Consider the following 15974-nt stretch of genomic DNA (forward strand, 5'->3'; position numbering starts at 1 on the left):
TCAGTTCCATACCAGCAGCTCCGCAGGGGTGGGGTTGTAGGCGTTGCACGGATTGTTCAGTTGCGGGCAGTTGGAGATCAGCACGATCACGTCCATCTCGGCCCGCAGGTCGACGTATTTGCCCGGCGCCGAAATGCCGTCTTCAAAGGTCAGCCCACCATCCGCCGTGACCGGTACGTTCATGAAGAAGTTGATGTTCGGCCCGATGTCGCCCTTGCCCAGTCGCCCGTCGTGAACGCAGGCGCGCAGGTAGTTGTCGCGGCAGCTGTGCATGTAGCGTTTCTCCAACGCGTAACGCACGGTGTTGCTCTCTTGTGCGCACGCACCGCCGAGGGTGTCGTGACGGCCGCAGGTGTCGGCAACGATGGTCAGCATCGGCTTGCCGAGGTTGGAATAGAGCACGCTGCCGGTGCTCAGGTAGACGCTGTTCTGCCGGCGCAACGTGCGCTGCACGTCATAGCGTTCCTTTGGATTAGCGACGCTGTAGAACAAGGTGTCGACCGCTTGGTTGCCTTCCAGGTCGAGGATGCGCAAGGTCTGGCCGGCCTTGACCTCCATCAGCCACGGTTCCCCGGCGGGGATGGTGGCGCGGTAGATCGCGGTTTCGGGCAGCTGTTGAGCGGTAGCAATTGCGAGTGACATGGCAGCGATCCTCAGGCGAACAGACGGTCGGTGTTGATGAAGCCGCGCTCGTTTTCCGGGCGCGACGTGCGGCAGTGTTCGGCGACGCTGGCGTCAGCGTTCATCCAGCTGAGTTTCAGCGGTTTTGGTGCGTACTCGGGCGAAGGGTCCATCGGATGTTGCAACGCGGTGAGCACCACCAGCGTGTCCATCGGCGCATACAACTCGATGTAGTCAGTGGCCTTGGAATTGCCTTCGACGAAATGAAAACGCCCGGCCTCATCGACGTTTACGCGGCTGAACAGGTTGAGGGTCATCAGCAAATCGGACAGGCCCAACCCCCACTTGCCCAGTTCCACCAACAGGTTGTCGGTGCCGTTGCGGAAGAAGCCGTTGCGCAGTTCCTGATAGCGGCCCTGGCCGTATTTTTCCGCGACTTCTTCAGCGCAGAGCACACCGCCGAGGCTGTCGCTCCAGCCGCAGGTGTCCGCGGTAATGGCGGCCAGCACGCGGCCCATGTCCGAGTACAAACAGTGACCCGCGGTGAGCTTGGCGGTGTGTTGGCATTTGAGGCTGTCGGGCAGGTTCAGGCGTTCGGTTTTTTCGTTGGCGTTGAGCAGCGTCAGGCTGACGTTGGCGCCACCGCGCAGGTCGGTCAGGCGCAGCAGTTGGCCGCGTTTCAGAACGAAGGAACGATGGCCGCCACCGGGGAGCATTTCTTCGGCGAAGGGCGGGAACAGTTGGGTCGAATCAGTCATGTGCAAAGTCCTCTTAAGCGGTACGAAGCGTGCCTGCCAGCTCTGCCGGCAAGGCATCGACGGCGGCGCGATGGGCGCGGCGGTCGCTGTTCAAAGGGATGTCGTAGGTTATGCGCGCGCCATAGGCGCCGGGGGCATGCGGGTCGACGCGGACCTTGTCGAACACCAGCAGGCGCGTGCCGAGGCTGAAGCCTTCGGACAGGTCGTGGGTGACCATGAACACCGTCAGTTGCGTCTCGCGCCACAGCTCCAGCAGTAAACCGTGCATGTCCTTACGGATGCCTGGATCGAGGGCGCCGAACGGTTCGTCGAGTAGCAATACCCGAGGCTTCATGATCAGCGCCTGGGCAATCGCCAGTCGTTGCTGCATGCCGCCGGAGAGCTGCGCCGGGTACTTGTCCAGCGAATGGCCCAGGCCGACTTTGTGCAGCAGCACTGATGCCTGTTCTCGTGCATCTTTTTTTGCGCTGCCGAACAAACGTCCGAGCAGAGGCGAGCGCGGCAGTTCGAGGCCCAGGGCGACGTTGTCCAGCACCGTCAGGTGCGGGAACACCGAGTAGCGCTGGAACACCACGCCACGGCTGGCATCCGGCTCGCCGGCCAAGGCCTGGCCATCCAACAAAATCTCGCCGCGACTGGCGCGTTCCTGGCCGAGCAACAACCGCAGGAAAGTCGATTTACCGCAACCGGAGGCGCCGACCAAGGTGCAGAACTCACCCTCGTTGACGTTCAGGTTCAAGCCTTCGAGTACCACCTGATCAGCGTATTGCTGCCAGACGTTTTTCACCGTGATGAAGCTCATGCCCGCGCTCCTTCATACCAAGGGAACGCTCGCTGGGTCAGGCGTTTCAAGCCCCAATCCATCAGCCAGGCGAGCAGGGTGATCCAGACCACGTAGGGTAAAATCACGTCCATCGCCAAGTAGCGGCGCACCAGGAAAATCCGATAGCCGAGGCCATCGGTCGAGGCAATGGCTTCAGCGGCGATCAGGAACAACCACGCCGAGCCAAGCATCAGCCGCAGCGAGATCAACAAGCGCGGCAACAGTTGCGGCAGCACTACTCGCAGCATCAGCGTCCAGGTCGAAGCACCGAGGGTCTGGGCCTTGATCAGCAACTCGACGGGAATTTCCCGGGCGCGTTGCTCCAGATCACGGGCCAGGCACGGGGTGATGCCGATCACGATCAGCATCACTTTCGACAACTCCCCCAGACCGAACACGATGAACAGAATCGGCAGAATCGCCAGCGGCGGCACCATCGACAGCACCGTCAGCAACGGCGACAGCGGCGCGCCAAACAGCGGCAGCGTACCGGCGGCGATGCCCAGGCACAGCCCGGCCAGCGCGCTGATGCCGAGGCCGATGGCCAGGCGTCGCAGGCTGGACGCGGTGTCTTGCCACAACACGTATTCACCGGTGCGGGTGTCGGCGGTGAACGCCAGGCGTTTCACCGCGTCGGTCATCTGCACGGCGCTCGGCAACAGCTTGTCGTTGGGGTTGTCCGTCAGCCGCTCGGCCGAGCCCATGAAGTAGGCGAACAGCACCAGGGCGAACGGCAGGATCACCAACAGCAGGCGACTCGGGCGATCCGGGTGGCGATTGATCAGGCGCATGGCCAGGTCCTCCTGATTACAGCTTGGCGTCGGCGGCCATCTGCACGTAGGTCGGGTCGAAGCGCAGCTTGAGGTTGGTCTTGTCGCCGCTGGTCACGCCATTGGCGAAGGCCATGCCAACTGCGCTGGTGTCCTTGGCGCCCTCACCGAGCAAGCCGTGCTGGAACGAGAACTCGGCCACCTTGCGCATGGTTTCCGGCAGTTGCTTGCTGGTGGAGAAGTCCAGGGCTTCTTTGGGCGTGGCGAACAATTTGGTGGTGTCGAGTTGTGCCTGGAAACCGGCCAGGTCGGTGCCCGAGGCTTTGGCCATGTGTTCCAGCGCAGTTTTACTGGCGGCGTTTTTAGGGTTCATCAACTCGACCACTTCGAACCAGGCGCCGGTCAGCGCTTTGCCCAGGGCCGGGTTGTCTTTGAGGGTGGCGCTGTTGACCACCATCATGTCCATGATTTCGCCGGGGATCTGACTGGAGTTGAACACTTCGGTCACCGCGGGCTTGGCCTTGATGTCCGAAAGCATCGGGTTCCAGGTGGTGACGGCGTTGACCTGATCGGTGTTGAAGGCAGCCGAGATGTCGGCGTCGGAGGTGTTGACCACTTTCAGGTCTTTCTCGGTGAGATCGACCGAATCCAGCGCCCGGGCCAGCAGGTAGTGGGAAACCGACAGCTCCACCAGATTGACGTCCATGCCTTTGAGGTCGGTGACTTTCTTGCCGTCGCCCTTGAGCACAATGCCGTCGTTGCCGTTGGAGAAGTCGCTGACGATCAGCGCGGTGCTGTCGACGCCACCGGCCGCCGGAATGGTCAGTGCATCCATGTTGGTCATGGTGCAGCCGTCGAACTGGCCGGCGGTGTATTGGTTGATGGATTCGACGTAGTCATTGAGCTGCACCACATCGATCTTGATGCCGTACTTCTTCGCCCATTTATCGACGATGCCTTGGCTGCCAGCGTATTCCCAGGGCATCCAACCGGCATAGATGGTCCAGCAAACACTGAAGTGGTCTTTCTGGGCGGCTTGGGACGAGAAGCTCACGAAGGCTGCGAAAGCAGCGGCGAGCAGGGCGGGTAAACGAAGCTGGGACATGGGTGGTTCTCCAGTTGGTCAAGGGCGGGCAGGAGTCAACGCGGCACCGCGAACGGTGGCTTGTCTCCCGGGCTTTTATCCCGCCGTGTAACCTCAACTGGAGGTCGCCAACTCTCGGACCAGCCACTCGCCTTAGCGAGCCGGAACCCTAGTCAGCCATTGCAAATTGTGGTGCCGCGAACCTGTGATGACTCCTGCACGTCTTTGCTAAAGCGAGAGCCGTGCCAAGTCGGCTTGAACGCTCTAGCGTGGGCGATTACGCCATTGGCGCGTTGGAGACAGGTGGCGGCGTTGCCTTGTGATGGTGCATGGGTGCACCGCAATGGATCGGGCCGGCCGCTGATCTGAAGGTCCGGGCGGCTCGGCACTCGGCGCAGCATTGCCAGTCAAAAATGGTGTCAGCCGGCCTGTTCCGGCTGTGGGTCTTTCAGGAGGCCGCCATGTTTCGTCGATTGTTGTTCGGTGTTGTTCTCGGTCTGGGGGTGTCCGGCTGCTACTACTACGCCGGTGGCTACGATGTGTATTCCGAGCCTTATTACTACCCCGGCTATTCGCCCTATTCCTACTATTACGGACCGCGTTATTACTATGGTCCGCGCTTTTATGGCGGCTATCGCTACTACTATTGGGGCGGGCATTCGCCACGTTATTACGGCGGTGGATATCGTGGTGGCCACCATTAATCAGCGGGTGAATGGATGAAAAACCTTTCATCGGTGACTTGTTTCAATGTGTTTCAGGAACGCACCAGATTTGGAAAACGATGTCTGATCTTTCGACAGTCACCGAATAATTGACTGTCGCCTGCCAGCGTCGCTGGTGTGGCTCACTCGCGGTCCAGGAGGCCGCCATGTATCTGCGAATTCTTCTGATTGCTGTATTGGGATTGTCTCTTGGTGCATGTGTGCCTTATTCCGATGGAGGAGCCAGCTACTACAGTTCCGAGGTCTATACCTCGCCAGCCTATTATGACGGCGGGCCTTACTATTCAGGCGGCGGCGGTTACTACACGCAACCACGTCGGTACTACGCACCGCCAGCGCGGTATTACCAGCCAACGCCGCGGTATTACCACCAGCCGCGGGTTTATCAACCGGCACCACGCTATTACCAGTCGCAACGAGGCGACTATCGGGCCCATCAGAATCGCGGCTGGGATGGCCAAAACCGTGGCGGTTGGGACGGCCGTAACCGCGGTGGAGACAACGACTATCGCGGCGGCCATGGCGGACGCGACAACCGTGGCGGAAGGGGCGACCACAACGGTCGCGGTGATAACGATGGCCGAGGCGGCCACCGGTAGTCCTCACAAAAACCTCTACAAAAAATGCGGCGCATCAAGCGCCGCTTTTTTTTGGCTGAGTCAGGCATCGCTCGTTGGGTCGTGACTGGCGTTGGAGGTGAAACCCTCAACGAAATCGTACAGCCGGTGGCGGGAAAGAAAGAGGGGCGCTCCTACTCGATTCGAAAAATCACTCGTCTTGCCATCTCCTCGGGTGTTCTCGGAACCATCCTACAGTTTTACTTCTGCGCATTTGTTAGCGTTTGTGCATTCACATTGATGTTGGAAAACTTCAATTTATGGGGGTATCTAAGGAAAGAAGCCACTCAAATTATGAATCTACTTATTATTCATCAAAACTTTCCCGGTCAATTTCGGCATGTTGCTTTGGCGGCGCAGAGTTGCCCGGACATCGAAGTGACTGCGATAGGGCGAGATACCGCTCCAGGAGTTCATGGGGTAAAGCTTCTTCGATATCGACCTATAAGAAAAACATCGAATTTTGCTCATCCGTATTTGCATAAATATGAAGAGGCGATATTTGATGGGCAACAAGTTTTGGGGGTGTTGACAAGGCTCAAACAAAAGGGTTATTGCCCCGATGTGATACTCGCCCATCCGGGATGGGGTGAAACACTGTTCGTTAAGGATGTATATCCTGACATTCCGCTCATTCATTTCTGTGAATATTATTATCATTCAAAGGGTGCGGATATGGGGTTCGATCCGGAATTTCCGTGTGCCGTAGATGTATCATCAAGGCTTCGTCTCCTGAATTCGATGCATCTTTTGAACCTTGAGCAATGTGATGTTGGAATTTCACCAACACATTGGCAACGCAGTCTGTTCCCACCCATGTATCACTCTAAAATTCATGTGATTCATGAAGGCGTCCCTTCGCAATCTCCCGAGCCTGTGCCGGCTGCCTCTGTAAAGCTACCCAGTGGGCACGTGATAAAAGCCGGCCAATCAATCGTGACGTATGTTGCCAGAAACCTCGAACCCTATCGTGGATTTCATAGTTTCATGAGGTCCATTCCATACATTCAAGCCCAGTGCCCAGACACCCAAATCGTAATAGTAGGAGGAGATGGCGTAAGTTATGGGCGTATGCCTATAGGGTATGAAAGCTGGCGCAGCAAAATGGTGGCTGAATTAAAAGTGGATCTTTCCAGAGTGCATTTTACCGGCAAACTGCCTTATGAAACTTATAGGGCTATTTTGCGGGTTTCAGTAGTTCATGTTTATTTGACTTATCCCTTCGTTCTGTCTTGGTCATTGCTTGAGGCTATGGCGTCTGGATGTGTCGTTATAGGTTCCGATACCGCTCCAGTCAAAGAGGTGATTGTTGACGGTGTAAATGGATTGTTAGTGGATTTCTTCGATAGTGAATCGATAGCAGGAAAAGTTTGCAATGTTCTAAGGTCTCCTGGTGATTTTAGGCTAATTAAAAGATCTTCGGATTTGACAGCAAGCAGGTTTGATGTAAGGCATGGTGTCAAAGGCTATTTTGAGATTTTTGATCGCGTGATGTCTGGTTGTTGTTCTAGATAGGCTGTTTGATCATTTTAAAATGGAGTTTGAAATGCATAAATTGTTTCGCAAAGGTGTAAGTCGGTGGTGTAAGGCGATACTGAAGTACGGTTTGGTTTTGGCTCTGTGTTATTGGGTCGTGGATTTTTATATTGAATGGGAGCGCATGGCAGAAGCAAGAGAACGTCATTATCAGGAATCAAAAAAATGTAGTCAGAAACTTGCCGGTATGGAACACGTTCCTATATTGGGAGGGGGGCTCCTTGATAGAACTAAAATACCAGGGTTCCATTTTGGTTCTTCAACGAGGGACGGGCTGTGTATTGCAGATGTTCTTGAGGGTTCTTTTTGGTGGACGGGTACTGAGCTGCGCACAGAATATCAGGAGAGCGGGAAAGAGCCTTCATCTAGTTGGGGGCATTTCAATGTAGCGGCTAGGCTATACACCAGAAAACCATCCACCGAACCATACAATATGGGATTTAAGGTTGTTGATTGGCCTGAAGAACTGATTGTGAAACTCAAAAATTACCCAGGCTTGGAGCTTTGGCTTAATGAGCGACCTCCTAGTACAAAGAATGAGTTCTCAGTTACAGATTTTGTAATACGTGACTGGCGCCGACGTGACGGAACACCGCGCACGATATCGTGTGACGGTTTGGGCTCCCCGAGGAAGAAAACTTTAGAAAGTGGAGTGAGTAAGGCGGATCTGTTGAGGTTTAATAAAACGCAACTGGAGAATTTAGATTTTGGTGATTTGAGTGCCTATTGTACGGTCGGATTGCATGATTTCGATTTTGCAGGTGGAGATGCTCGTATAGGAACTGGAACTGAATCGTTACTTGGCGCTCCCATAGCGCTTCAGATGCTTAGTGAATATCTTTCGAACGCTATAATTACAGGGAAGTAACTATGAACTATGTTTTTAGTGTCTTAGAGAAAACAAGAATTTTCGATGTTGTCAGTATATGCAATGGGATGGTGTTTGATTCGGAAAAAGAACGGTACAAAGCAGTAGCTATAGATGGAAGAAATTGCACACCTTTCTATCAAGAACTGTCAGATATTATTGGTGAGAAACTTTCTGGGCGAGTTGTGTTCGATGGGAACGTCAAGCGTGCTTTAAAAAGTGCCAGGCTCTGGCTTGATGTGGCGATTGATGCCAATGGAGGAAACGGTGCTTACTCTGCTCTAATTCGTGCCTATACGTTACGGCAAGGACAGTTGAGGCTGAATGAAACGTTTAACGCTGGTTTGATGCAACAAGCGTCTAATGGGGTGGCAGTCAATTTTGTAAATGCTTTGATTTACGGGTCGGTTAAAGATAATTTGGCACCGTGGACCGTACCTTTAATTAGCCAAATCGCTTCCATCGATGCAAGAGCTGTCGGTGAAATATTGTTCGAAGAAAAGAGTGGTGCAGCAGACACTGCTTCAAGTCGTAACTCAGGATGGTCGGGCACAATCGCCTTTAGTCTGTTGGGTGGGGAGTATCCCTATGAAACGTGGAGGTTAATATCGGCAGGTGATCCCGGATCGGAAATAAAAGGCAGTCATGAACAAGCAAAGGTTAATAGAATCGATGATTTCAAGAACATCCTGTTTGCCATAGATTCATACAGTGTGGCGCTTGAAGCGGTGATCAAAAATTTCGGCAGAAATATTTTTGAAAGCTTGTTTTCAGTTGTGCCAGAGCAGATAAATGTGGCGCTTAGTAGTGGGAGTGTCAATCCGTTAATCCAGTATGTGGTTAAAGGCACACCTATTTCACCAGCGGTTAATCTGATATTAAGATACGGTGTGAATGCCTTCTTTGACATGTTTAGACGAACCTACGAAGGTGACGCTACTTTTACGGCGACCACGGATGAAACGTTTGCTGATAACGCCTATACATTTTTCTCATCGCTCTCACCGAGTCAATCCCAAAGCATTGTTGCCAAGACGATTGGGGAATACGGCAGCGCTTCGGAGTGGGGAGTACTAGCCGCCGAGGATACGTCTACCGGGCAGGCGTTACGTAACTCTCTCAAACACCTGAGTGAAATAGTTATAGAAAGAGGCGAAGATTTTTCAGGTGATGGTCTGGAACTCTATAACTCGAAAACCGGTGAAGGTGTCATTACGGAACAATGGCTACTTGATCGCGCAGACATGTTAGGCCGCCTGATAGCCAGAACCAACGGATCATTCGGTGAAAACACGGCTCAGAAGTTCTCTTACTCAGATCTCGCATCAGGTAAACAGGCGGCAATGACTACAGGGGTTTCAAATCCTCTGGTTATGTTTGGTGATGATGGAGGCCGTTCGTTCAGCGGTGGAACAAATATCGACCATCTCTATGGTGGCGCGGGCAATGACACGATCAACGGACTGGACAGGAATGATCATATTGAAGGTGGACATGGTAACGACTCGTTAACGGGCGGAGATGGGAATGATGCGCTGCACGGGATGTCCGGTGACGATGTATTAGTGGGTGGAAAAGGTAACGATATTCTGATTGGCGGGGCAGGCAATGATCGATATGAATTTTCGAGTGGCGATGGAGTCGATCAGATTTTCGATTTTAACGCCGATGGTCAGATACTTATAAATGGCCTTCCGATACCTCCCCCAAAACGTAGTGGCCCTCTGAGCAATACCTGGATCACTGAAGATGGCGCCATTACTTTAACCCTCATCGAAGAACTCGCTGAAAAAACACTTAATATCAAATACGGTCAGAATGACCTGATTGTCATAAGACACTACACACCGGGAATGTTCGGCATCCAACTGCCAGGCTACGTAAGCCTTCGCTTTGCGAAGCCCCATCTCACTATTACCGGTGACCGAAAAGCTGAAGATGCCGATCCGGATGTTCCCGGTGAGCAGCTTTCTTACGATGAACTAGGCAACGTTGTGGTGATGCCGAATGTAAAGCAGAGAAACAAGGCTGACATGCTGCACGGATCGCCGAACGACGACTTGCTCATTGGGCTTGGCGGTTCTGATCGGTTATTCGGTCGTGCCGGAAATGATCGTTTGTTTGGAGATAAGCAGACAACTATCGAAAAAGCGATGGTGGGTGGGGCCGTTGGTGGCCGAGCAAGCCGTGGCGATTGGCTAGATGGGGGACTAGGCGATGATCTACTGATTGGCACCCCATCCCGAGATGTGCTGCTTGGCGGAAACGGACTAGATACGCTAATTGGCGGGGCGGGTGACGATAATTTATCGGGTGATGATGCGACCACTGGCCTGGCGGAAAACTGGGCCTTTAAAACCGTTAACGTCCCTCTTGGCATTGGTGTTATCAGCAGGAGTGGCGTCCTTTCCAATGCCTCCTCCAGCAATGCCGTGGAGGGTGGTGACGACATTCTTTATGGTCAAGGTGGTCACGACTTTATGACGGGTGGCTGGGGCGACGATTTGCTCGATGGCGGAACCGGGAATGATGTCATGAGCGGTGATCAGGGAAATGACACCCTTCGCGGAGGCAGCGACGACGACATTCTGTTGGGAGACAACCTCGACTGGGCTGGAGGGCTCCAAAGCAGAAATCATGGAAATGATTTTTTAGACGGTGGGGATGGCAATGACGAACTTGCCGGTAATGGCGGTAGCGATGTGTTGTACGGCGGTCTCGGTAACGACTATTTAAAGGGTGATGATCCAGTCCTGCAGGGTATTGAGGGTAATGCCGCAGACTATTTCGGCAGTGATTTTCTTGATGGTGGTGCGGGTGACGACACCCTCCAAGGTGGCGGTGCCGACGATTCACTTTATGGTGGCGTAGGTAATGATCTTCTATCGGGCGATTACATCGATCACACAGTTCGTTACCACGGTAATGATTTTCTTGACGGAGGTGTTGGTGATGTGTAGTGGTCAACTAATCCCGGACACGACGTTAAGTTTTTCCTCGGCCCGAGCTGGCGCCAGCCCACCGTTGAATTGGTGAGGCCGAATCCGGTTGTACCGATGCATCAAAAAATGGCTGATGTCGCGCTGTGCTTCCTGCGCAGTTCTGTAGCCTAAGGTCGGTATCCATTCAGTTTTCAAACTCCGGAACACTCGCTCCATCGGTGCATTGTCCCAGCAATTTCCCCGGCGACTCATGCTCTGGCGTATGCGGTATCGCCACAACCGCTGGCGAAACAACCGGCTTGCATATTGGGACCCTTGATCCGAGTGGAACAGCAGATCCGAAGGCCTGCCACGCTGCTCGTAGGCCATATCCAGGGCTCGGATCACGAGTTCGGCGTCCGGTTTTTCCGACAGTGCCCAGCCCACTATCCGGCGCGTGCAGAGATCCAGAACGACAGCCAAGTAATGCCACTTTCCTTGTGCCCAAATATAGGTGATGTCACCGCACCAGACCTGATTGGGGGCTGGCACATCAAACTCACGGTTCAAGGTATTCGGGATATCAAGTCTTTCTACTGTCGCTCGTTTATAGGCATGTGAGCCGGGTTGTTTACTGACTAAATCAAGCTCACGCATCAAACTGCGCACTTTGAATCGACCGAGTTGCTCACCATCTTCACGCATCAGTGACAGGATGCTGCGACTGCCCGCAGCGCTGCGACTTTGCGAGAACAGCTCACTGACCCGGCTACGCAACCGAAGCCGTTCAACATCGGGAGTGCGGCGCCGCAGGCGCTGGGCGTAGTAGCACGAGCGGGTGACTTCAAACACCTTACACAGCCAATCAACCGGCTCATGGGCACTCAACTGATCAATCAGCGCAAACGCTCGTGATCTTCCGACATCAAGAGCGCGGTAGCCTTTTTTAGTATGGATTTTTCTCGCTCAAGCCGAGCGATCCGGGCTTCCAGTTCCTGAATTTTCTGCTGCTCTGGGGTCAGCGCCTTGCTCTGCGGAGTGACGCCTTGGTGCTCTTTCTGAACCTGGTCAACCCAGCGGCGCAGCGCTGACTCACCAATGCCGAGTGAGCGGCTGGCTTCGATGTAGCTGTAGTTTTGCTTGAGCACGAGGTCAGCAGCCTCGCGTTTGAATTCAGCAGTAAAGGAGCGGCGTTGTTTGGTCATCTGACACCTCGATCTGGCGAGTATTCTCGCCTAAATGGGTGTCCGGTTTCATTAGACCACTACAATGACACGCTTATAGGCATGGGTGGCTCAGATACGCTGATAGGGGGAGAAGGAAATGACGCCCTGGATGGAGATGAGCACAACCTGAAAGCGGGAGGAACTAATGATGACTACATTCAAGGAAATGCAGGAAACGACACGCTCTGGGGAGGCTTGGGCGCCGATACCCTTTATGGAGGTGCTGATGACGACTTCTTGCTGGGTGACTATGAGCTAAGACCCGAAACGGAACATGGCGCAGATTATCTTGATGGCGGTTCCGGGAATGACACTCTGTTAGGCGGCGGTGGAAACGACACGTTATATGGTGGTGCAGGTGTGGACTATCTTCGCGGTGGCTCCGGCAATAACGTTTTTGGAGGAGGCAGCGGCAACGACCATCTGGATGGGCTAGACGGCGATGATACTTATCATTTCGGCACCGGTGATGGTCTCGACGTTATCGCAGATACAGGCGGAAATAACGTCATAAAATTTGGATCTGGATTTACTGCGGATAGTTTAAAGGCTGACATCATTGTTGTTGATGTTGGGCCGGTATTACGGCTGTGGAATGGTTCAGGTGACGCCATTCTGATCCGTAATTTTGAAAAATGGCAAAATTCATCATTTAGTTTCAGTGACGGGGGGACTTTAAATTTTCAGGATGTTATGAAAATAGTCCAGGGGCCGGTAGACGTTTCATCTTTGGTAGAAACATCTCTGGTGGGTGGCGAAGATGGAAGTAGCGTCGGGGCTACAGATAACCCTAATGTTTCGGAGCAAGCCGGAGGTAGTGACAATTCTAATGGGGCGGCGGGCATTAATAATGCTGCGGCCGATACTCCGCGCCTTGAAGGTGATAATGAAAAGCTATGGGGCGAAGAGTTTCTGGCGAACATGAAAAAGCGCCGCTCGGCATTGATACTGGCATCGGGGTTCGTGCTAAATGCTCAGGGCGCCTGGGGCAAAAGCCATATTACTGATGATGAGTACAGCTACCACGAAAAAACCAATTTAATTGTTGAGAGCTTCCAGGCAGGATCATTGACGGAAACACCGGATCGAATGAGTCTTGTTTCTGGTAGAGCAGTACTCAGTGAGAGATCCTCAAATACAACGTCCCGCACTGAGTCAATACCTTCAGTGGTAGGTGGGCTGAAATATACGCCAAAACAAGAGCCGAAATACTATCCCTCTGGCTCAAGCTATAGCGGGTTTGCTTTAAGTGCTGGGGAAGTTGTCATCGAAAATAAAAGCGTCACAGGTGTCATTCAAGGTTGGTATGTTTATCCTGCTGGAAGCTTCGAAGATGGTGCGGTTAGTTACAAACAGTTCAGTTGGGATGTCACGACTGAAATCATTAGGCACCAAGTTGTTCAGGGCGATGATGCAGGCGGTAGGGTAAATCTCGAAGGTGGCAACATTTTTCATGGCGGGACGGGCGATGATTTAGTAGTCACCTGTAAGGATCCCGACGTTTATTATGGTGAACATGAAGGTAAGACACCCGGTGCGTTTCTTTCAGGCGGGGCAGGAGGAAACGATACGCTGCTTGGATCAGACGGTGCGGATTATTTAATCAGTGGCTCAGGGCATGATTGGCTTTACGGTGAGAACGGTCCTGATACTTATATAATAGGCGCGCATGCTGGAGCGACTACCATTATTGCGGATATGTTAAGCCCTGTTTTTCTCAGCCCTGAAGTTGGGGTTGCTGGGTGGAAGTCTGAGTCCGGACTAGACGACACTGATACCGTCAGACTTCCGGATGGGATAATTCTTGAGCAGTTGCAATTAAGTTGGGGTGCCGTATTGGTTGAAGCGGTCAATGTAGAGTTATCACCAAAACCACAGCGTGGCACCTATCGCAGTCCACCTCGAGGGCTGATGCTGTACTCAACAATTGATATTTCCTGGGGTAAGGAACAACAAGTTCGTATTGTCTTGCCGAATGCAAGTGATCCTGGTGGTTCTGGTATTGAAATTATAAAGTTTGCAGATGGTGCGACCATTCGCTTGGAACAGCTTATCGCTAACAGTAAATTAGGTCCTGCGCCTGATAATTACCATAGTGGTATTTTAGTAGCCGGTGCTCCTTTGGTCAGATCTTCTCGTGATAATAAAGCGCTTCCTCTCGTTGGTGGTCGAGGTGATGACACTTTGAGTGGGGCAGGTGAGATAAGAGGCATGCAGGGAGATGACTCGATTTCGGGCGGTCCAGGAGACGATGTTCTTTGGGGAGGACCGGGTGACGACACTCTAGCAGGTGGCGCGGGCAATGACGTTTACAAATATGACGGGCTGGGACGAGATTTGATTGTTAATGCATCTGGCGGTATTGATGGAATCGATTTTACGGATTTCGATACATCCATCCAACAGCTGAAATTTCACCGCGACAATGATGATCTCGTCGTAGTGGTGAATTATGGTTCGTCTCCGAAAATACGAGTGGTTAATCATTTTTTAGGAGGCGATGCTGCGATAAGTTTTATAAGAGTACAAGGAGTGGACAGAACTCCTCAAGACTACACTGCGGGCCAACTTGTTGAGCTTCTACACGCTTTACCCCCGCTAAGGGATGTGGAAGACATCTTGTTGCGTAATGACGATGAGGCGTTGCAGGCAGTGAAGGAAATAATACAATTTTATGGGCTTAACGGTTAACTATTACTTCGATGCCAAAGGTGATGACTACAAACTATTCCTCCGCTTGCGGTAAGAGGCTCGTTCCGGGAATAGGGTAGGAACGAAGTGCAGTTAACAACGTGTACGAGCATGGCTTGCCCGCGATAAGCCCTTGAGATAGCCATCGCGGGCAATGCCCGGATTTCAGTATTCCTACAGATCGGCCAGAGGATGCCGGCCTTCCCAGGCCTTGTGGAAATGCGCTTCTATCACTGCATCCGGCAGGTTATTGATGTCTGGCCAGTGCCAATGGGGTTTTTGATCCTTGTCGATCAACCGTGCGCGCACGCCTTCGCTGAACTCAGGATGACGGCAGCAGTTGAGGCTCATGGTGTATTCCATCTGAAAGACTTGCGCCAGCGACATGTGTCGGGCGCGGGCGATCTGTTCCCACACCAGATGAGCGGTCAGTGGCGAGCCTTCGCTCATGGTTTTCGCGGCGCGGCTGAGCAGCAGATCCGTGTTGTCGCGCAACTGGCTGATGGCCTTCCAGGCGCAGCGCACGTCACTGACATCCAGCAGCTCATCGATCTGCTGGCGTCGCGGTAGCCACTGAGCTTCAGGCATTTGCGTGATCGCTTCCTGCTGCAAGGCCTTGAGCAGGCTGTTCAGCTGCATCGGCGTCTGTTCCTGCCAGTTCAACTGCAGCAGGCCTTCCATCAGCTCTTCCTGCTGTTCGTCGAGCAGGAAACGGTCGGCCAGGTCCAGATCGATCGCATCGCGACCGTTCATATGGGCGCCGGTCAGGCCGAGAAACAATCCGAGCTTGCCGGGCAGGCGCGACAAAAACCAACTGGCCCCGACATCCGGGTACAAACCGATACTGATCTCCGGCATCGCCAGGCGGCTGCTCGGGGTAACAATCCGGATGCCCGCTCCTTGCAGCAGCCCCATGCCGCCGCCGAGCACATAGCCATGCCCCCAGCAGATCAGCGGTTTAGGGTAAGTGTGCAGATTGAAGTCCAGGCGATATTCCGCCGCAAAGAAATGCGCGGCCAGCGGCGGCACTTCGCCGGGATGGGCGCGACAGGCTTCCACCAGGCTGCGTACTTCGCCACCGGCGCAAAAGGCCTTGGTGCCGTTGCCGCGCAGCACGACGCAGACGATTTGCGGTTCTTTGGCCCAGACGTCCAGTTGATCGCGCAAGGCGTTGATCATCGGCAAGGACAGGGCGTTGAGGGACTTTTCGGCATCCAGGCTGGCGACTCCGATGCGTGCGCCGTCGGTGCCAGTGAGTTCTTCGAAGTGCAGATTCATCGTGACCTCGATCGGGAATTTGAGCGTTCAGTATGATCGCTATGTAGGAAAGTGCC

13 protein-coding genes and 1 riboswitch are annotated in these 15974 nt (G+C 53.5%); of the genes, 6 read left to right on the forward strand and 7 right to left on the reverse strand.

The features are described from left to right. Genes JFU47_RS24260 through JFU47_RS24280 form a run of 5 tightly spaced genes read right to left on the reverse strand, consistent with a single transcriptional unit; the run spans nucleotide 1 to nucleotide 4077 of the window. Entirely contained in the window at nucleotides 1-642 is a 642-nt protein-coding gene (locus JFU47_RS24260) for an urea amidolyase associated protein UAAP2 (protein WP_076030050.1), read from the reverse strand. A gap of 11 nt (nucleotides 643-653) precedes the next feature. Then, entirely contained in the window at nucleotides 654-1379 is a 726-nt protein-coding gene (locus tag JFU47_RS24265; protein WP_201186173.1) for an urea amidolyase associated protein UAAP1, read from the reverse strand. A 13-nt stretch (nucleotides 1380-1392) separates the two neighbouring features. After that, a complete protein-coding gene (locus JFU47_RS24270) occupies nucleotides 1393-2181 on the reverse strand; it encodes an ABC transporter ATP-binding protein (protein WP_201186174.1) in 789 nt (262 codons plus the stop codon). Next, nucleotides 2178-2993, reverse strand: coding sequence for an ABC transporter permease (locus JFU47_RS24275; RefSeq protein ID WP_033054095.1), 816 nt, complete (start codon nucleotides 2991-2993; stop codon nucleotides 2178-2180). Before JFU47_RS24275 ends, JFU47_RS24270 begins: the two co-directional genes overlap by 4 nt. A gap of 16 nt (nucleotides 2994-3009) precedes the next feature. Further along, a complete protein-coding gene (locus JFU47_RS24280) occupies nucleotides 3010-4077 on the reverse strand; it encodes a putative urea ABC transporter substrate-binding protein (RefSeq protein ID WP_201186176.1) in 1068 nt (355 codons plus the stop codon). A 62-nt stretch (nucleotides 4078-4139) separates the two neighbouring features. After that, nucleotides 4140-4240: riboswitch (guanidine-I (ykkC/yxkD leader) on the reverse strand. Nucleotides 4241-4517: 277 nt separating this feature from the next. Here JFU47_RS24280 and JFU47_RS24285 point away from each other — a divergent pair. The 5 genes from JFU47_RS24285 to JFU47_RS24305 all read left to right on the forward strand — a co-directional run bounded on the left by JFU47_RS24285 (nucleotide 4518) and on the right by JFU47_RS24305 (nucleotide 10762). Further along, nucleotides 4518-4760 (forward strand): hypothetical protein, encoded by a 243-nt coding sequence (locus JFU47_RS24285; protein ID WP_140677947.1) that lies wholly within the window; start codon nucleotides 4518-4520, stop codon nucleotides 4758-4760. 167 nt (nucleotides 4761-4927) lie between these two features. Continuing rightward, complete coding sequence (locus tag JFU47_RS24290) at nucleotides 4928-5380, forward strand: hypothetical protein (protein ID WP_201186178.1); 453 nt, start codon at nucleotides 4928-4930, stop codon at nucleotides 5378-5380. 24 nt (nucleotides 5381-5404) lie between these two features. Next, entirely contained in the window at nucleotides 5405-6913 is a 1509-nt protein-coding gene (locus tag JFU47_RS24295; protein WP_242485154.1) for a glycosyltransferase family 4 protein, read from the forward strand. 31 nt (nucleotides 6914-6944) lie between these two features. Then, nucleotides 6945-7802 carry a hypothetical protein gene (locus tag JFU47_RS24300; RefSeq protein WP_201186180.1) on the forward strand — a complete coding sequence of 286 codons (858 nt, stop codon included), beginning with the start codon at nucleotides 6945-6947 and terminating at the stop codon, nucleotides 7800-7802. A 2-nt stretch (nucleotides 7803-7804) separates the two neighbouring features. Beyond that, nucleotides 7805-10762 carry a calcium-binding protein gene (locus JFU47_RS24305; protein WP_242485155.1) on the forward strand — a complete coding sequence of 986 codons (2958 nt, stop codon included), beginning with the start codon at nucleotides 7805-7807 and terminating at the stop codon, nucleotides 10760-10762. 3 nt (nucleotides 10763-10765) lie between these two features. Here the strand turns inward: JFU47_RS24305 and JFU47_RS24310 are convergent. After that, nucleotides 10766-11928 (reverse strand): IS3 family transposase gene (locus JFU47_RS24310; protein ID WP_201181195.1). Its coding sequence is split into 2 segments (ribosomal slippage): nucleotides 10766-11673 and nucleotides 11673-11928, totalling 1164 coding nucleotides; the frame shifts between segments, so codons are not numbered across the junction. Between JFU47_RS24310 and JFU47_RS24315 the strand changes: the two genes are divergently transcribed. After that, nucleotides 11917-14640, forward strand: coding sequence for a calcium-binding protein (locus JFU47_RS24315; protein WP_242485156.1), 2724 nt, complete (start codon nucleotides 11917-11919; stop codon nucleotides 14638-14640). The genes JFU47_RS24310 and JFU47_RS24315 overlap by 12 nt on opposite strands. Before the next feature lie 174 nt (nucleotides 14641-14814). Here JFU47_RS24315 and JFU47_RS24320 read toward each other — a convergent pair whose 3' ends face one another. Further along, nucleotides 14815-15918, reverse strand: a complete 1104-nt coding sequence (locus JFU47_RS24320; RefSeq protein ID WP_201186182.1) for an enoyl-CoA hydratase/isomerase family protein — start codon at nucleotides 15916-15918, stop codon at nucleotides 14815-14817. Between the last annotated feature and the right edge of the window lie 56 nt (nucleotides 15919-15974).

Origin of the sequence: Pseudomonas sp. TH39(2020) (genome assembly GCF_016650715.1) — a bacterium.
GTDB classification, from domain to species: domain Bacteria; phylum Pseudomonadota; class Gammaproteobacteria; order Pseudomonadales; family Pseudomonadaceae; genus Aquipseudomonas; species Aquipseudomonas mandelii_C.

Excerpts from the sequence above, each read along its gene's own strand:
- JFU47_RS24300 (WP_201186180.1), top strand. The coding sequence starts at position 6,945 with ATGCATAAATTGTTTCGCAAAGGTGTAAGTCGGTGGTGTAAGGCGATA.
- JFU47_RS24290 (WP_201186178.1), top strand. The coding sequence starts at position 4,928 with ATGTATCTGCGAATTCTTCTGATTGCTGTATTGGGATTGTCTCTTGGT.
- JFU47_RS24320 (WP_201186182.1), bottom strand. The coding sequence starts at position 15,918 with ATGAATCTGCACTTCGAAGAACTCACTGGCACCGACGGCGCACGCATC.
- JFU47_RS24265 (WP_201186173.1), bottom strand. The coding sequence starts at position 1,379 with ATGACTGATTCGACCCAACTGTTCCCGCCCTTCGCCGAAGAAATGCTC.
- JFU47_RS24270 (WP_201186174.1), bottom strand. The coding sequence starts at position 2,181 with ATGAGCTTCATCACGGTGAAAAACGTCTGGCAGCAATACGCTGATCAG.
- JFU47_RS24285 (WP_140677947.1), top strand. The coding sequence starts at position 4,518 with ATGTTTCGTCGATTGTTGTTCGGTGTTGTTCTCGGTCTGGGGGTGTCC.
- JFU47_RS24275 (WP_033054095.1), bottom strand. The coding sequence starts at position 2,993 with ATGCGCCTGATCAATCGCCACCCGGATCGCCCGAGTCGCCTGCTGTTG.
- JFU47_RS24295 (WP_242485154.1), top strand. The coding sequence starts at position 5,405 with ATGCGGCGCATCAAGCGCCGCTTTTTTTTGGCTGAGTCAGGCATCGCT.
- JFU47_RS24305 (WP_242485155.1), top strand. The coding sequence starts at position 7,805 with ATGAACTATGTTTTTAGTGTCTTAGAGAAAACAAGAATTTTCGATGTT.
- JFU47_RS24260 (WP_076030050.1), bottom strand. The coding sequence starts at position 642 with ATGTCACTCGCAATTGCTACCGCTCAACAGCTGCCCGAAACCGCGATC.
- JFU47_RS24280 (WP_201186176.1), bottom strand. The coding sequence starts at position 4,077 with ATGTCCCAGCTTCGTTTACCCGCCCTGCTCGCCGCTGCTTTCGCAGCC.